This is a genomic window from Congzhengia minquanensis (genome assembly GCF_014384785.1).
In the GTDB taxonomy this organism is placed as follows: domain Bacteria; phylum Bacillota; class Clostridia; order UBA1381; family UBA9506; genus Congzhengia; species Congzhengia minquanensis.
The window spans coordinates 63,397-78,429 of the sequence record NZ_JACRSU010000001.1; the positions used below are offsets into that span (position 1 = coordinate 63,397).

Genomic DNA, 15,033 nt, shown 5'->3' on the forward strand with positions numbered 1-15,033 from the left:
ACCTCTCAACTATCTTGTCGTCATTTTCTTATGCAACATCACATATAATCGTATCATAATGAACAGGCGATACTTTACACAGAAAAGAAAAACTTTTTTTGATCTGCTTAAAATTTTTCTTCCATTTGACTGATACCAATCCGGATAATTCCTTTCATACTCATCAATATATTTTCTTAATTCTCCATTAGCAGCCCTATTTTCTGTGAGCAGCAGCACCCCTCCATAAAGCAATAATCTGATAGAAGAAATCTGTATTGCAAAATGAAGAGATTTATCTGTATTCTTATAGAGATATGCATACACCTCTGGAAAAACATTTTCTTTGATTCCGTTATGCGATAATGACCCTGCCCTTTGATGAATAAAATATAAGGGTTCCTTGACATACTCAATCACGATACCAGGTGTATGCGAAAAAAGCATCGTATAAAAAGCAAAATCTTCGGCTCTCATAAAATGCGGAAAGTAAATAGCATTATCACAGATTGCTGTTCGCTTAACACATTTTCTGATACCCGGTATGCTAAATGCGATAGCCTCTTCTGCTGTAATCTTTCCAGCACCTTTTCCATACATTGAAGATGCCCGCTGTACAACCTTATTATTTTTGTCATATACCAAGCTGTCATAGATAATACAATCTATCCTATCATCTGCCGAAACACGATCCAGCTTTTCGAAAAAGTCAACACAAAGGCCATCATCGCTATCCAAGAACACAATCCATTTACCAACAGACTTTTTTATCCCCAGGTTTCTTGCCCCACCTGGCCCTCCATTTTCATTTGTTTTAAATAATTTTAAATTAGCTTCACTATCGTTTATATATTGTTCCAGTTGTTCATATGTACGATCCGTCGAACAATCATCAATTAAAATAAACTCTATATCCCTACGTTTTTTATTTTCCTCGACCGTTTTAAAAAAGAAGTTCATAAATTTATACGAATTAAAAACCGGGGTAATAACGGAATATTTGATTCCTGTTTCTTTCTCTTGCAAAGATTTTCTTATTTTTGTCGAAGAAATCCCTTTGGTATAAGGCAAATATACAACATCCACCCCATACGGCTTCAGTGCTTTTTCAGTTGCGATCCACCTTTCGTTTCCTTTCCAGTCATCCCCAATAAAAATCGCATCAAAATGCGTTTGTTGCCAAATTTGCTCTTTATCTAATGAATCAGTCAAAAAGGCATGATCTACTGCCTTAATGTTTTTTATTATTTCCAATCTCATACTATCACTGATATGAGGCGCGTGATTTTTATATTTCATGACCAGATCGTCGCTATTAACGCCAACCACTAATTTATCACAATCTTTTTTAGCCAAGTTTAACAAATTTAAATGCCCCACGTGAAATAAATCGTAAACACCTTGTGTATATCCAATTTTATACTTCTTCATGCAAATATAACCTCTTTAAACTCGCTTGTCTAATGCAAAGCCTTTTTTTACGAAAAAGATTCCACTTCCAAGCATAACCAAAAAGCAATATATACTATAAATCGATATCAAAAAATCAAATTTATGAAAAATACAAGCACAAATAAACAAGGGCATAAATGACGAAGAGAAACCCATATTCTTGATAATTAGATCTGCAATGTGATGAATCCCACTATTTCGCACCTCATCTATATTTTTCTCTTCTTCTATTAAATTTAAACGATATTCTGTCACTATGTATTTCTGATAAATTAGCCTCCCTAAAATGTCCGATACGGAAGCTACTCCTCCCAATACTATAAACCAATAGCTATAATCAGTTGTTATGGTTGTTGTATGGTATGCTGCAACTCCAACAGCAAGGTAAACAAAGGCCGGAGCTGTATATCCGCTTACTGCATCAAAATACTCTCCTCCGTATGAGCTTGTTTTTTTTACTCTGGCAATATTTCCATCGCAACAATCCAATATATGCCATAACACAAACATTCCCACTCCTATTGGTGTAAATCTTCCACCTAACATAATAAATAAACTCGCCAAAAGTGATTCAATCATAGATATTACAGATACCGTATTGGCTGTGAGTCCGCAATTTATAAAAATATATGTTAGCGGAAATGACAAAGGTCTACTAAAAAAGCGTGCCCAAAAGCATGACTTTTTCCTTTTTTCGGGCGTATATGATTGTAATATCTGCTTCATGGTGTACTTCATATTTGTTATCTCCTCATTAATTTAATCCATCAATATATTTATTGTTTTTAAAAGCCTCATTCTAACGTATCGCAAATCAAATTGCTGTACTTTTTCTTTGTTGTATGCTAATATTGAACTTACCTTCCCTATTTTTTCTTTTGCTAAAAGCAATGCCTCCTTGCAGGACTCAACTGAGTTTGGATTGAAATAAATTCCTTTGCCCTTTTCTATGAGATCAACATTTCCTCTTATTTTTGACACAGCGCACAATATCTCATTGGACATTGCTTCCATTAGAGCCACTGATAATCCTTCTTGAAATGTGGAGAAAACAAATACATCAGAAATGCTCAGCAACTCTGCTATGTCGTGACGATATCCCAGTAGATAAACCTTATTTAACAGATTCATATTCAGTATCATTTGTCTTAACTTTTCTTCATGGGAGCCCACGCCGCAAATAATCAAGATAGCATCCTGCATATCTGCTTTAGCAAAAGCTTGAATGGTAGTTTCATGATTCTTTCTTTTTTCTAATTCACCTACAGATATAAATATAGTCTTATCATAAGGAATACCCAACGCATCGCATTTATTCTTTTTATATACACTAGTTGATTTAAATTTAGTTGTATCTACACCAATGCCCGGATACTTCACAACATTAGCTTCTCGAAAATGTTTTTCCGCAAATCTGTAGTCCTCTTCATTAATTGTTATAATCTGATCTGTGTATCTGGACATCCATTTTTCTATTGGGCAAAATAAAGCCCATTTTAACCATGATGCTCCCTTATAAAAATGAAAGCCGTGTGCAACATACAATACACTACATCCTTTTTTTCGTTCCCCTATTGCTGCAAGCCTAGTCATAACGCCCATTACCGGTTCGTTTGTCCAAATTAAGTCAAAATTTCCATTTTCAATAAGGTCTTTTAAATCTTTATACCCTTTCAGATTTCCTAGTTTTAAAGGTTTCCTGCAAAGTCGTACCTCGCGGAACCCTATCTTATTACCGATTTTCTGCTTTATCTCTTCCATTCTATTGCCCACATTTGAACAGGCAATTGTTACTTCGTATCCATTTTTGCTTAAGTAAATAACGTGAGGGATCAAAAATTGAATCATCATAAGATCTGTCGATGTAATTAGTATATTTTTCATACCATCATCTCTTTAATTCGATTAATTATTGTTCCCTTATCCATTCCGTACTGTTCCCTTAAGTAGTTCTGGTTTCCAACGCTCACGCAGTACTGGTCATTAAGTCCTAACCTCACTAATCTGGCTTTTCCGCCGTACTCTGCCATTACTTCCGCAACGGCTCCGCCAAGACCACCAATTACATTGTGTTCCTCTACTGTTACGATATAGTCACAGTTCTTGGCGCAGTTTTTAATGACATCGGTATCAATAGGCTTAACCGTCGGGAAGCTATACTGCGATATTCCATACCCTTCTTTTATAAGCTCATTGCAAGCATCAGTTGTGTCATCCAAAATAGCTCCTGTGGAGAACACTGCTGTCCTTCCTCTTCCCTCAGACTCTCTAATTTTTATCGCTTTTCCGATTCTAAAAGCATCTATCTTCTTATGGACACGTTTCTCTCCTCCGCGTCCAAGCCTTAAATAACATGTCCCCAGCATATTTGCGATAGCCTTAGTCGCTTCTTCTGCCTCAACCAAATCACCAGGGCAGACAACAGTCACATCCGGTAATGTACGTAATACTGCAATATCCTCTGTTGCCTGATGGCTCATTCCCAGGCTTCCATAAACAAAACCACCGCCAATGCAGACTATCTTTACGCTGGCATTGTGATAAGCACAGTCGTTCCTTATCTGCTCGAGACAACGAAGCGTCGGGAAATTTCCTATCGAGTATGTAAAAACTGTCTTCCCTTCCAGCGCCATGCCCGCGGCCATCGTTGTCATGTTCTGCTCCGCAATGCCGACATTTGTAAACTGGTCAGGTAGTGCCTCATAAAACGGCTTTAAAACACCAAATCCCAAGTCACCGGTAATTAGTTCAATATTCTTGTTCTTTTTCGCCTCTTCAATTAAAGTGCGTACAAATGTATCACGCATTACTTGTACCTCCCGGAACAATTCTTTCCCAACTCCACTGAAATCCGTTCTCTTACGGGGTAGCTCGGATGCCACGTATACGTGGTTGTATGGTCATGGTAAATATCGGCATTCTTCCCCGGTAAAGCCGGATTTTTGATTCCTCCCGGCGTGTAGGGATCCTCTATTCCATTGGGCTTTACGGTATAGAGTTCATTTACTGCGCAATCATATTCCCAACCGTCATGCGGGAACCTGTAATGCCACAAAATATCGTTTTCCATAAAGCTGACGCCTTTTCCTTTTGTTGTATTCGCAACAATAACGGTTGGTTTTTCAGCGGATCCATTTGCCTCTCCAAATGCTTTTTTCAGTTCAACATGATTATTTCCGTCTATTTCAATCACATTCCATCCAAAAGCACGCCATTTGCCGCCCATATCAACAACTTCAATTGTGTTATCACAGAAATCCATAGACTGCATATGGTTATAATCCACAACCGCTATCAAATTGTTCAGCCTATTATGGTTTGCAACTTCAGCCGCTTCCCATACAGAACCTTCATTACACTCACCGTCGCCCAAAACAACATATACTCTGTTTTCTTTTCTGTCTTTTTTTAAAGCATATGCCATACCGACACCGGCTGAAAGTCCGTGTCCCAGCGAACCGGTGGAAAAATCTACTCCCGGAAGATGGTGCGATACATGCCCGGAAAGTCTGCTACCGTTTGCGTAATGTGTTTTTAATTCCTCAACCGGGAAAAATCCGGACTCGGCCAGTGCGGCATAAATGGACGCACCCGCATGACCTTTACTAAGAATCATTCGGTCCCTCCCACCCCATTTAGGCTCATCCGGTTTATAATTCAGAACGTCTGCATATAAAACTGCAATAATATCTGCCACAGACATAATCGCCCCGATATGACTGCCCCCGGATAGATGCGTCATTTCAACCCCATGTCTTCTGATTAACCAGGCTAACTGCTCACTTGTCATCTACTTATTTCCTCCAGTTTTTCTATCTGGTCTGCGCTTAACTCCCAGTCAAATGCTTCACAGTTTCCATATAATTGTTTGGGATTTTTCACCCCTGCCAATACAATGGAATTCGGTACATAATCCAAAATAAAACGTATTGCGATTGCAGATAAAGGCTTGTCGACTTCGCCTGCAATTTCTTTCATCGCATCCACTATTTCCAAATTTTTAAGTAATTTCTCTCCGTGAAAGTTCACATAGGTGTCTCGGCTTCTTCGATCATCCCTCCCGAAAGTACTGCTGCGATCATATTTACCTGTCAGGATACCCTGCCCAAGGCTTCCCCACGTGAGCGGTGTCAGCTGAAGTGCTTCGGAAAGTTCAAACATATCCTTCTCATGTTTACGACAAGCCAAACTATATTCGTCCTGGAAAGTGACAAACTTGCCCTTATAATCTTGTAGTTCAGATATATCCTCTTTGTGGATATTGCTTAATCCATAGTAACGTATTTTTCCTTCTTGTTTTAGATTTTCCAGCTCCCCTAAAACTTCGGCAATTGGCGTAATTCCATCTCGATAATGTATTTGATATAAATCGATATAATCTGTTCCAAGTCTTTTCAGGCTGTTTTCTATTGCTGTTCGAATCCAAGCAGGGCTGTTATCATAAAAAGTACTGCCGTTTTCAACACGAACCCCAAATTTAGTTGCAATCACAACATCTTTGCGTTTATTGGCTAACCCCTTCCCCAAGGTAATCTCTGACTGACCGAGTCCATAGGTATCTGCTGTATCAAACATCGTAATTCCTGAATCAAATGCTGCACAAATAGCATCTATCAAATTCTGTTCCTCAACATTGCCCCAGCCATATCCGCCCATCGGGCATCCGCCCATACACAGGCGAGATACCGTTAAATCTGAATTTTTAAGAGTTATGTAATCCATATTATCCTCCGATATGTAAAACCCTACCGATGTTTTCCTTTGAAAAGAAATCCAAATGCTTTCTCAATCACTTTATAAACAGTCATAAAGAATATTTTTATATCAGTTCTCAAGGATACATCAGCAGCATATTTGATTCTAAGCCTATTTTTCTTCGGTAATACTTTCTGCTCGTATATTTCATCGGCATTTCCACTGCCAACAATTTCATCAAGATTAATAAATTCAATCGAACTGTAATCAGTTATTCCCGGACGAACCTCTAAGATCAGTTTTTCAACACCTTTGTATTGATTTGTATATCGCAGAAGCTCCGGTCTTGGTCCGACAAAGCTCATCTGTCCAACCAGAATATTATATAGATTAGGGAATTCATCGATCTTAGTTTTACGCAGAATATTTCCTGTCCTAGTAATCCGTTTATCACGAAGCGCCGTTGTACCTCCGCCGTTCTTATCAGCATTTTTTACCATTGACCGGAATTTACATATTTTAAAAGGCTTGGCGTGTAATCCACCGCGTTCGGCCCGATACAGAATCGGCATTCCATCCTCGATAAAGATTGCAATGGAAGCAATCGCAAGGATTGGAGAAACACAGACTGTAATAACAGAAGCTAATACAAAATCTATTACACGTTTCACCAAACGGTTATATAAACTCTTATATCCTATAACTGTTGACGCATCTATATCCGGCGCTTTCGATATTTCAATCGAAGCCTGCGCATCAACCATCTCATTCACGCTCATTCAATTTTCTCCCTCATAAATCCTTCTTTATTCATTGATTTCGTACTCCGTTAAAGGTTTGTTACTTAATTACGCCCCACCAAAGAGGTTCGGCGCAGCTCCGTATTTTGTGAATGTTCTTTTATCCAGTCCGGCTAACCGTTATTGCAGCCTGCCTGACCAGTATTGCAATCATTTTGGTCTTTGTTGCATTTCGACTGCTCTGCACCTGACCTTTTAGTCTGCTCTATATCCACAGCTGCATCAGTCGTCTTACTCATCTTTCCTATCATATTTCTCCTTCACGTAGCTAGCTTGCTGTGTTCAACTCGCCAAAGCCCGCTAGAATCTCAAATTCTAATGGTCTTTATTCCCATGCATAGTCGGAGAGCTTAGAGTTAAGTTAGCTTCTCATGAATCATATGTTCTTAATACATTAGCTACCAAAATCCTCGTTTTTCTCATCATTTTCTCCAAAATTCCACTTGTTCCTATTATCTCAACATCAAGAAACTCTCTTTTCAATAGGGCAAAATTCCATTTTTTCTTTTCCTCTTAGCTTCTTGTTATTTGTTGAAATGTTTTAACCAAATGAAAGTAATATAAATAGCCTGCTTACCAAAGCAGTAACACAGACCAATAAACTAAACCATATCGTGTTGCAGCGTGATTGTTTGCAATAACAAATTTAGTTTATCAACCATGTACCTTACTCATTTCTCCGTTTGATTTTATGGAATGACAAATAGCCGAGCGATTTTTCCATGCGCGGCTAATTCAACCTCCTTATCAAATTTTGTACGCTTATCAGATTGGGTCAAAATAAGCAATTAAGAAGCCATCGATTTATCGGCTGCCATTGCCTTTCCCAACCTCGCACAAAACCTCATAGCGAAATTGAATTAACCGTGACAATCCTTGAAAAATCAACACTTTTCTTGGTTGTCTCTATTATACCTCTACCCTCTACTAGAGACATGGTTATGGCAACTATGTTCAAAAGTTCAAGCAACTCATCAAGTGACATGCTGCGCAAAAATCTGCCGTAAGTATTCAAGCTCTGAAAGTCTGGAGGTAAGTTACCAGCCTTATCTTTCGCGTTGCTCATCGTTTTAAACTTGAATAGCTTGAAAATTTTTTCATCTTTTTCAGGTCTAAACTGTTCAAAAAAGGGGTTCCCAGTTCCATACGCTGATTGATACCACAGCGCTGGTTCCCGCGCCTGTGTAATTCAATATAAAACCTTTTTCAGACGTTCTTCATCGTCCGACACCAACATTCCACCACCGGACGTAGTGATAATTTTGTTTCCGTTAAAAGAAAAAATACCATATTTCCCGAAAGTGCCCGTTTGTTTTCCTTTATAGGTTGCTCCAAGACTTTCAGCTGCATCTTCAAACAAGAGCACACCATATTCATCACAAATAAGCAGTATAGGTAAAATCTGTGAAAAAGCTGTTTTAACAAACATAAATAAAGCAGCAATGCAAGCTAAAACAAGGATTAATAATTTATGGTTCCACAGATTTAACAGTAAATTTAGTAAATCTATGCCCTCATCATCAATTCGTTCTTTCTCTTTTTCGATCATGCACCGAGCTCCTTATCAATCAAATTATAAATGCAGCTTAATTTTATATTTGCCAGTTCTTCGTTTTCCCACAGGCAGAAATCATGAATGGTTGCAACAAAAAGCAGGAGAATTGATTCAAATTTGTCTTTGTTCAATCCGTAAACAGCTGCCAGCTTATCTGAATACCGAATATATTCCATATAAATATTTGAAAGTTCTCTGCGTCCAAGTTCTCCATACTTAGGGCTTGAAACCACCTGATAAATAAAACGCATCATGAATTTTTCTTTCGTAAACAGCAGAAAAAAACGGCGAACCTCTTCTTTTAAATCGGAAGACAAGCTTTGAAGCTCTTTTTGAAAGATAACGTTAAGATTTCGCATATAAAGCTTGATACATTCAATAATAAGCACATCTTTAGACTTAAAATATTCATACATATTCGATGCATAAATTTCGCAGGCAGATGCAATTCTTCTCATGCTCGTATTCTCAAGCCCATTTTTCACAAACACGTTTAAACTTGTTTCTAAAATTTTTTCTTTCCGAATCTGTTTTTCGTCAAATGAAATCACGATTATCCCCCGCAGAACAAGTGTTCTAAATATAGGCAAAAAAACAGTTCACAACATAATTCTCATTATGTTGTAAACAAGAAGTGTAACAAAGTTATTCACAAGAATATGATACTATATTTATTGCAATTTGTCAATAGCTTTTGTCGTTTTTGGATGTAATTACAATTATTTTGGCATAACAAACAAAACCAATGAAAGTTCAATTTTCTTCATTGGTTATTTTGTCATTCTATTTTACAGTGTGTTTTGCTTTTTTTGAAGTGTGTAAGCAGCCGTGGAGGGCTGCTTTTTATTTTTTACACAACATAATGAGAATTATGTAACATGATACTATATAGCAACAACATAATGAGAATTAGGTTGTTTATTTTTTAATTTGTTGATATAACAAATTTAATTCCTGAATTTGTTGCCTGTGAATTTCTCCGCTCTCCATTGTGTAAATCCTTGTGGTGTTTACACTTGCGTGTCCCAATATATCTGCAAGCCTTACTATGTCTTTGTGCAGAGAATAATAGGTTTTCGCAAATAAATGACGTAGATTGTGAGGAAACACTTTGTCTTTAGAAACGCCAGCAGAATCACAAAGCTTTTTCATATCGGCCCATATATTGCTCCTGTTCAGTGGCCGTCCTGTTCTTGTAACAAAAACAGGCCCTCTTATTATTTTGTTTCGTTTTACATACTCTTTCAAAATTTTGCAAAGCTGTTTTGTCAGCATAACCACGCGCATTTTTCCCTTGCAGTTGATAAAAGCTTCTCTCGACTCTACCGCTTCCACGGTTATAAATTTCAGTTCCGAAACCCTTATTCCTGTAGAACAAATAGTCTGCATCAGGTAGAACAATCTTTCATTGCCATTATTAAGCGCCGCTTTTAACAGCTTTTCATAGTCAGATTTTGTCAGTTCCTTTTCGCTAGATGCAAAAATTTGTTTTTGAATTTTTACAGATTTTATTTTGCAGTCTACGCGGTCACAAAACTCAAAAAAACTGTTTAGCGATGAAATTACCGCATTAACGCTGGCGGGCGCAAGCTTTTGCATTATGCCCTGCTTATATTCCAGCACAAGCTCCTTGCTCATCGTCCGGCTTCCCAGCCAGACAGAAAACACCGTACAGTCGTGAATATACTTTTCCAGCGTTGATGCAGACTTTTCTTCGTTTAGCAAATGCGTTTTAAAGCTTCCAATTAAATTTTCACTTATCGTTCTCATATTGAACAACTCCTTTTTTCTAAATGTAACATTCGTATCAAACTTTTTTAGAAGTTGTCAATAGTTTGTGCAATTCTGTTGAAATCATAAGATAAAAAAAGGACCACATTTTGGTCCTTTTTGTTCAAAAAATTAACGTTCCGCGCAGAATAACGTGTTTTATCGCAAGCTTGTCATTTAAAATTAAAATGTCGGCAAGTTTTCCCGGTGTTAAACTTCCGGTTTTATGATAAATACCTGCTGTTTCTGCCGGATTTTTCGACGCCATCATACAGGCGTCCTCAAGAGGGATGCCCACAGACACCAAATTTTTAACACAGTCAATTAAACAGGAATATCCGCCGGCCAAAGAACCGTCTTCCGTAAAGGTTTTTTTATCTCTCACCGACAGCACTCGTCCGTTCACGCAGTAATCCCCGTCCGGCATGCCTGCGGCAATTTCCGAGTCGGTTATCAGGTTTATCTTGTGCCTGCCCTTAATTTTATAAACCAATTTCACTACCTCAGGGTGAATGTGAACAAAATCGCAAATGAGTTCGCATTTTACCGTTTCATCTGAAAGAAGCGCCCCGGCCGTGCCCGGTTCTCTGTGAGAGAGCGGACGCATGGCGTTAAAAAGGTGCGTTCCCTGCTTTAATCCAAGTGAAAGTGCATGTTTCACTTGTTCAAAAACTGCGTCTGTGTGGCCCGCCGAAACGCAAACGCCTGCTTCACAGGCTTTTTGAATTACGCTGTCTGCACCGGGCAGTTCCGGCGCCATTGTAATAATTTTTAAATATCTCCCTGCGGCATTTAACAGCCTTTCAAATTCCTGAACATCAGGATTTCGAATATTTTCCGGCAGATGCGCCCCCTTATACTTTAAAGAAAAATAGGGGCCTTCTAAATGAATTCCATAAACAGCGGCGCAGTTTTTCTTTGTGTTTTCAGCACAGCTGCGTAAATATTGAATAGAGGAAATCAGCTTTTCCTCTTTTGCTGCCGACAACGCTGGCACCAGCGAGGTAGTTCCGTTTTTTGCTTCAAAACCTGCTATTGTTTCAAATGTGTCTGCATCAAAATCAATAAATGTTTTTCCCATTGCGCCGTGCATATGCGTGTCGATAAACCCCGGCACAACATAGCAGCCGCTGGCGTCAATTGCTTTCGCTTTCTCACAGCTTCCAATTGCTTCAATCTGTTCACCGTTTGTTTGCAGGTCGCCTGTAATAAACTGAAAGTCGTCATTTAAAAGCTTGCCGCCCTTAATCCACATCGCCATACGCCTCCCTGTCGCAGATTAAAACAACATCCGGGTGCACCTTTAACATTGTGGCAGGAACTTCCGTGTCGATTTCTTCTGTTAACAGCTGGCTCACTGCATCATGTTTTTCTTTTCCGTTTGCCAAAAGAATGATTTTTCTGGACTTTAAAATAGTTGCTATCCCCATTGTCAGTGCCTGTTTGGGAACACTCTCAATGCTGTCAAAAAATCTTGCGTTGGCCTCAATGGTGCTTTCTGTCAGGTCAGTAATGTGCGTGGAGGTGTTTAACGCATCATCCGGCTCGTTAAATCCAATGTGGCCGTTTCGTCCAATTCCTAAAATCTGCAAGTCAATTCCGTCACAGCTCTCAATTAATGCGTCAAAAGCATCACATTCTGTTTCCGGGTCATCTGTTTCGCCATTTAAGATGTGAACATTTTCCGGCGCAAGATTTACCCGGCCGCATAAATGCTGATTCATAAAATAGTGATAACTCTGCGGGTTGTCAGGCGAAATGGGATAATATTCGTCTAAGTTAAACGTAACCACGTCTTTAAAATCAATCTCGCCGGCGTTGTAAAGACGCACAAGCTCCTCATACATACCAATTGGCGTTGCGCCTGTGGCAAGCCCCAAAACGCAGTTTGGCTTTAAGCAAATTTGGCTGGCAACCAGCTTTGCTGCGTTTTTCGATAGTTCCTCATAAGTATTACAAAGTATCACCCGCATGTTTTTCTCACCTTTCAAATAATTGTTCTTAAAAATGCTAATCCTTCTGAAAGGGCAGTCGCACAATCTTCCGTCCCTTCAAATTCCACGTCTACAAAGCCATCAAACCCAGCCCGCTTTAAAATTGCCAAACACTGGGCAACGGGAACAATTCCCTGCCCAACCGTTGTTCCCTTCAGGCAGTTGCAGCCCCGGGTTTCGAAATAACCCTCATCGTTTTTGCGGTCTGCAAACGAAATTTTTACAAAATCCTTTGCATGAACCAAAAACGCCAGGTTTGCCACCTTCGACACCGCTCTGGCCGAATCTTCATCGGTGCACAAAAAGTTGCCCATGTCAACAAGCGTTCCAAAGTTGGGATGATTGACAGCGTTCACCAGCCGCTCCACGCGGTCGCTGTCCTGACAGATATAGCCGTGGTTTTCCGTCATTGTTTGAATGCCCAGCGTTTGGGCATATTCCGTTACCTCCCGGATTGCTGCAACAAGTGTTGGCAGCGCCTGGTCGAACGACCTGAAAACGTCATAACCATACATTACATCGTGCCGAAAAAGCTTTGCGCCAAGCGCGTTTGCCACATCAAGACTTGTTTTAAGCCGCTCAATTTCAGCACTGTTGTCCTTTTGCGCCAAATTTGCCCCCACTAAATAGGCTGAAATTTCAATACTGCATTTGTTCGCCTCCGCCTTAATTTGTTTTGCATATTCCGCCTGCGAAACCCCCTCCGGCGGCATGAGTTCTGTAAATTCAATGGCATCGAACCCCAGCTCTTTCGCTTTTGCAACCGCGGTTAGCTGTGTTAATTTTCCACTCTTAATATATTGTGAAAAGGAATAAGAACTTACACCTATTTTCATGCTAATCCAACCTTTCTCATTTTAACAGCACTTCATGGCCTGTGCGGGCAGATTCATAAATCGCCTCTAAAATTTTCATAATCACCACGCCGTCTTCTGCCGGGGCTTTGCAGGGTGTGCCGTTTAAAGCGCAATCCACAAAATGCTCCATTTCTGCGGTGAACATTTCTTTCCCAAACTTGTAGTTTTCCGTATGCGGCGTAACGTCTGCCAAAAAGTTGTTCCATTCCGTATAAATTTTCATTCCATCTGCGTCAATCTTAATTCCGCCTTTTGTTCCAAACAGTTCTTTTTTCGTGGTCTGCTCGCCGTTTAAACTGTAGCTGGTTTCCAATAAAGTGGTTTTGCCGTCTTCATATTTAATCATGGCAACCGCAAAGTCTTCCACATTAAAGGGGTCGTCCGGCTTTGCATCTTTCGGAATCCAGCCTACATTCGTTTTTAAATATTTTCTGTCTTTTAAACGGTCAGACGTGGAGGCAAAAACACTAATTGGTTTCGGGTTTCCCATCAGCTGCCTTGTCAGATCAATTACATGCACGCCCAAGTCAATTACCGGGCCGCCGCCGGACAGTTCCTTATTGGAAAACCAACCACCGGGCGAACCGTGCCGTCTTAAATAGGTGGCTTTTGAGTAATAGATGTCTCCCAGATATCCATTGTCGACAAAGTCCTTTGCAATGCCGCTTTCCGGGTCAAACCGAAGCACAAAGCCAATCATTAAAAGTTTATTGTTTCGTTTTGAAGCCTCCAGCATTTCTTCTGCTTCCTTCACGGAATATGCCATGGGCTTTTCACACAGCACATGGAGCCCTGCGTCAAGAGCGTCAATGGTGCATTTTGCATGATTACAGTTCCACACACACACATCGGCCGCATCTAGCTGTTCGTTTGCCAGCATTTCTGCCTCTGTTGCATATTTTTTTTCAATATTAAATAAGTCGGCTGTCTCATTAAGCCGTTCGGCGTTAATATCGCAAATTGCCGCGATCTCTACATTGTCCAATGTTTGATAGGCATTTAAGTGAACGTTAGCAATGTTTCCCGCGCCAACCATTCCAATTCTTAGCTTTTTCATTTTTTATCGCTCCCTGTCAGTTCTTTTAAATAATCCACGGCAATTTTAATATCCCTTGCAGGATTATCGCCGCACTCGCGCTCAATAGTTAAAAAACCTTCATATCCAATGTCCTCTAAAGCCGCCAAATATTCTGGGAACGGAACCGTTCCTGCACCCAGCGGCACCTCTCTAAAAAAGCCGCCCTCGGTATATTCCGGAGGAATGGGGTGCACCACTCTGTAAATAAATTCCGGGTTCGACTCTTTCAGCTTAATCCCGTCCTTCGCGTGGGTATGAACGATATAATCCTTAAGGGTATAAACTGCCTGCACTGGGTCGTCCCCTGTCACCATCACAAGGTTTGCCGGGTCTAAGTTTACAGCAACGCCTTTTGAGCCGAGTCCGTCTAAAAAAATCTTAAGCGTTTTTGCGGTTTCCGGCCCCGTTTCAATTGCAAAGTGGGAATTTAAACTGTCCGCAAAGCTGGCAAGTTCAAAACATGCCTCCTGCATAATTTGATAGCGCTCTGCATTTTTGTCCTCCGGCACCACGCCAATGTGGGTGGTAACAATGTCACATTCCAGCATCTTTGCAAGCTCCATTATCCGTTTGGATTTTTCAACATTCTCCGCATTTTCTGCGCGGTTACCAAATCCATGGCCTAAATCCCCGCAGATGGCGGAAAACTTTAATCCCCGCGACTTCACAATATTCAGTACCTCCGCGGTTTTTGCAGTTGTCATGTTCTCCGGTGCGAAGTCGCCTTTTGTGCAATACATCTGAAGTCCCTCAGCTCCTAGCTGGCTGGCTTTTGTTACGGCAGTAACAAAGTCCGTCCGAAAAGAATCTACCATAACTCCGATTGGAAAACGATACATAAAATCCCTCCTGT

15 protein-coding genes and 1 pseudogene are annotated in these 15,033 nt (G+C 40.1%); all 16 read right to left on the reverse strand.

The features are described 5' to 3' along the window. Positions 1 to 9 precede the first annotated feature (9 nt). The 16 genes and pseudogenes from H8698_RS00335 to H8698_RS00410 all read right to left on the reverse strand — a co-directional run bounded on the left by H8698_RS00335 (position 10) and on the right by H8698_RS00410 (position 15,019). Positions 10 to 1,410, reverse strand: a complete 1,401-nt coding sequence (locus H8698_RS00335; protein WP_249310521.1) for a glycosyltransferase — start codon at positions 1,408 to 1,410, stop codon at positions 10 to 12. A 15-nt stretch (positions 1,411 to 1,425) separates the two neighbouring features. Further along, entirely contained in the window at positions 1,426 to 2,169 is a 744-nt protein-coding gene (locus H8698_RS00340; RefSeq protein WP_249310523.1) for a CDP-alcohol phosphatidyltransferase family protein, read from the reverse strand. 21 nt (positions 2,170 to 2,190) lie between these two features. Next, positions 2,191 to 3,315 carry a glycosyltransferase gene (locus H8698_RS00345; RefSeq protein ID WP_249310525.1) on the reverse strand — a complete coding sequence of 375 codons (1,125 nt, stop codon included), beginning with the start codon at positions 3,313 to 3,315 and terminating at the stop codon, positions 2,191 to 2,193. Further along, positions 3,312 to 4,238 (reverse strand): transketolase family protein, encoded by a 927-nt coding sequence (locus H8698_RS00350; RefSeq protein WP_249310527.1) that lies wholly within the window; start codon positions 4,236 to 4,238, stop codon positions 3,312 to 3,314. The genes H8698_RS00345 and H8698_RS00350 overlap by 4 nt, the downstream gene beginning before the upstream one ends. Further along, entirely contained in the window at positions 4,238 to 5,221 is a 984-nt protein-coding gene (locus H8698_RS00355; RefSeq protein WP_249310529.1) for a transketolase, read from the reverse strand. Before H8698_RS00355 ends, H8698_RS00350 begins: the two co-directional genes overlap by 1 nt. Next, positions 5,218 to 6,153 carry an aldo/keto reductase gene (locus tag H8698_RS00360; protein ID WP_249310531.1) on the reverse strand — a complete coding sequence of 312 codons (936 nt, stop codon included), beginning with the start codon at positions 6,151 to 6,153 and terminating at the stop codon, positions 5,218 to 5,220. Before H8698_RS00360 ends, H8698_RS00355 begins: the two co-directional genes overlap by 4 nt. A 23-nt stretch (positions 6,154 to 6,176) precedes the next feature. Next, complete coding sequence (locus H8698_RS00365; RefSeq protein ID WP_249310533.1) at positions 6,177 to 6,905, reverse strand: sugar transferase; 729 nt, start codon at positions 6,903 to 6,905, stop codon at positions 6,177 to 6,179. 865 nt (positions 6,906 to 7,770) lie between these two features. Continuing rightward, entirely contained in the window at positions 7,771 to 8,115 is a 345-nt protein-coding gene (locus H8698_RS13465) for a sugar transferase (RefSeq protein ID WP_430393561.1), read from the reverse strand. Positions 8,116 to 8,118: 3 nt separating this feature from the next. Next, a pseudogene (locus H8698_RS00375) lies at positions 8,119 to 8,319 on the reverse strand (DegT/DnrJ/EryC1/StrS family aminotransferase); the annotation flags it as partial. A 152-nt stretch (positions 8,320 to 8,471) separates the two neighbouring features. Next, the gene (locus tag H8698_RS00380) at positions 8,472 to 9,032 is read right to left on the reverse strand and encodes a TetR family transcriptional regulator (protein ID WP_249310535.1); all 561 of its coding nucleotides are present in this window, start codon (positions 9,030 to 9,032) and stop codon (positions 8,472 to 8,474) included. A gap of 367 nt (positions 9,033 to 9,399) precedes the next feature. Beyond that, positions 9,400 to 10,251 carry a tyrosine-type recombinase/integrase gene (locus H8698_RS00385; RefSeq protein ID WP_249310536.1) on the reverse strand — a complete coding sequence of 284 codons (852 nt, stop codon included), beginning with the start codon at positions 10,249 to 10,251 and terminating at the stop codon, positions 9,400 to 9,402. 124 nt (positions 10,252 to 10,375) lie between these two features. Further along, complete coding sequence (gene nagA / locus H8698_RS00390) at positions 10,376 to 11,512, reverse strand: N-acetylglucosamine-6-phosphate deacetylase (RefSeq protein ID WP_249310537.1); 1,137 nt, start codon at positions 11,510 to 11,512, stop codon at positions 10,376 to 10,378. Then, complete coding sequence (gene nagB / locus H8698_RS00395; protein WP_249310538.1) at positions 11,496 to 12,224, reverse strand: glucosamine-6-phosphate deaminase; 729 nt, start codon at positions 12,222 to 12,224, stop codon at positions 11,496 to 11,498. Before nagB ends, nagA begins: the two co-directional genes overlap by 17 nt. 14 nt (positions 12,225 to 12,238) lie before the next feature. After that, on the reverse strand, positions 12,239 to 13,081 hold the full coding sequence (locus H8698_RS00400) for a sugar phosphate isomerase/epimerase family protein (RefSeq protein WP_249310539.1): 843 nt from the start codon (positions 13,079 to 13,081) through the stop codon (positions 12,239 to 12,241). A gap of 16 nt (positions 13,082 to 13,097) precedes the next feature. Next, positions 13,098 to 14,159 (reverse strand): Gfo/Idh/MocA family protein, encoded by a 1,062-nt coding sequence (locus tag H8698_RS00405; protein ID WP_249310541.1) that lies wholly within the window; start codon positions 14,157 to 14,159, stop codon positions 13,098 to 13,100. Continuing rightward, on the reverse strand, positions 14,156 to 15,019 hold the full coding sequence (locus H8698_RS00410; protein WP_249310543.1) for a sugar phosphate isomerase/epimerase family protein: 864 nt from the start codon (positions 15,017 to 15,019) through the stop codon (positions 14,156 to 14,158). Before H8698_RS00410 ends, H8698_RS00405 begins: the two co-directional genes overlap by 4 nt. Between the last annotated feature and the right edge of the window lie 14 nt (positions 15,020 to 15,033).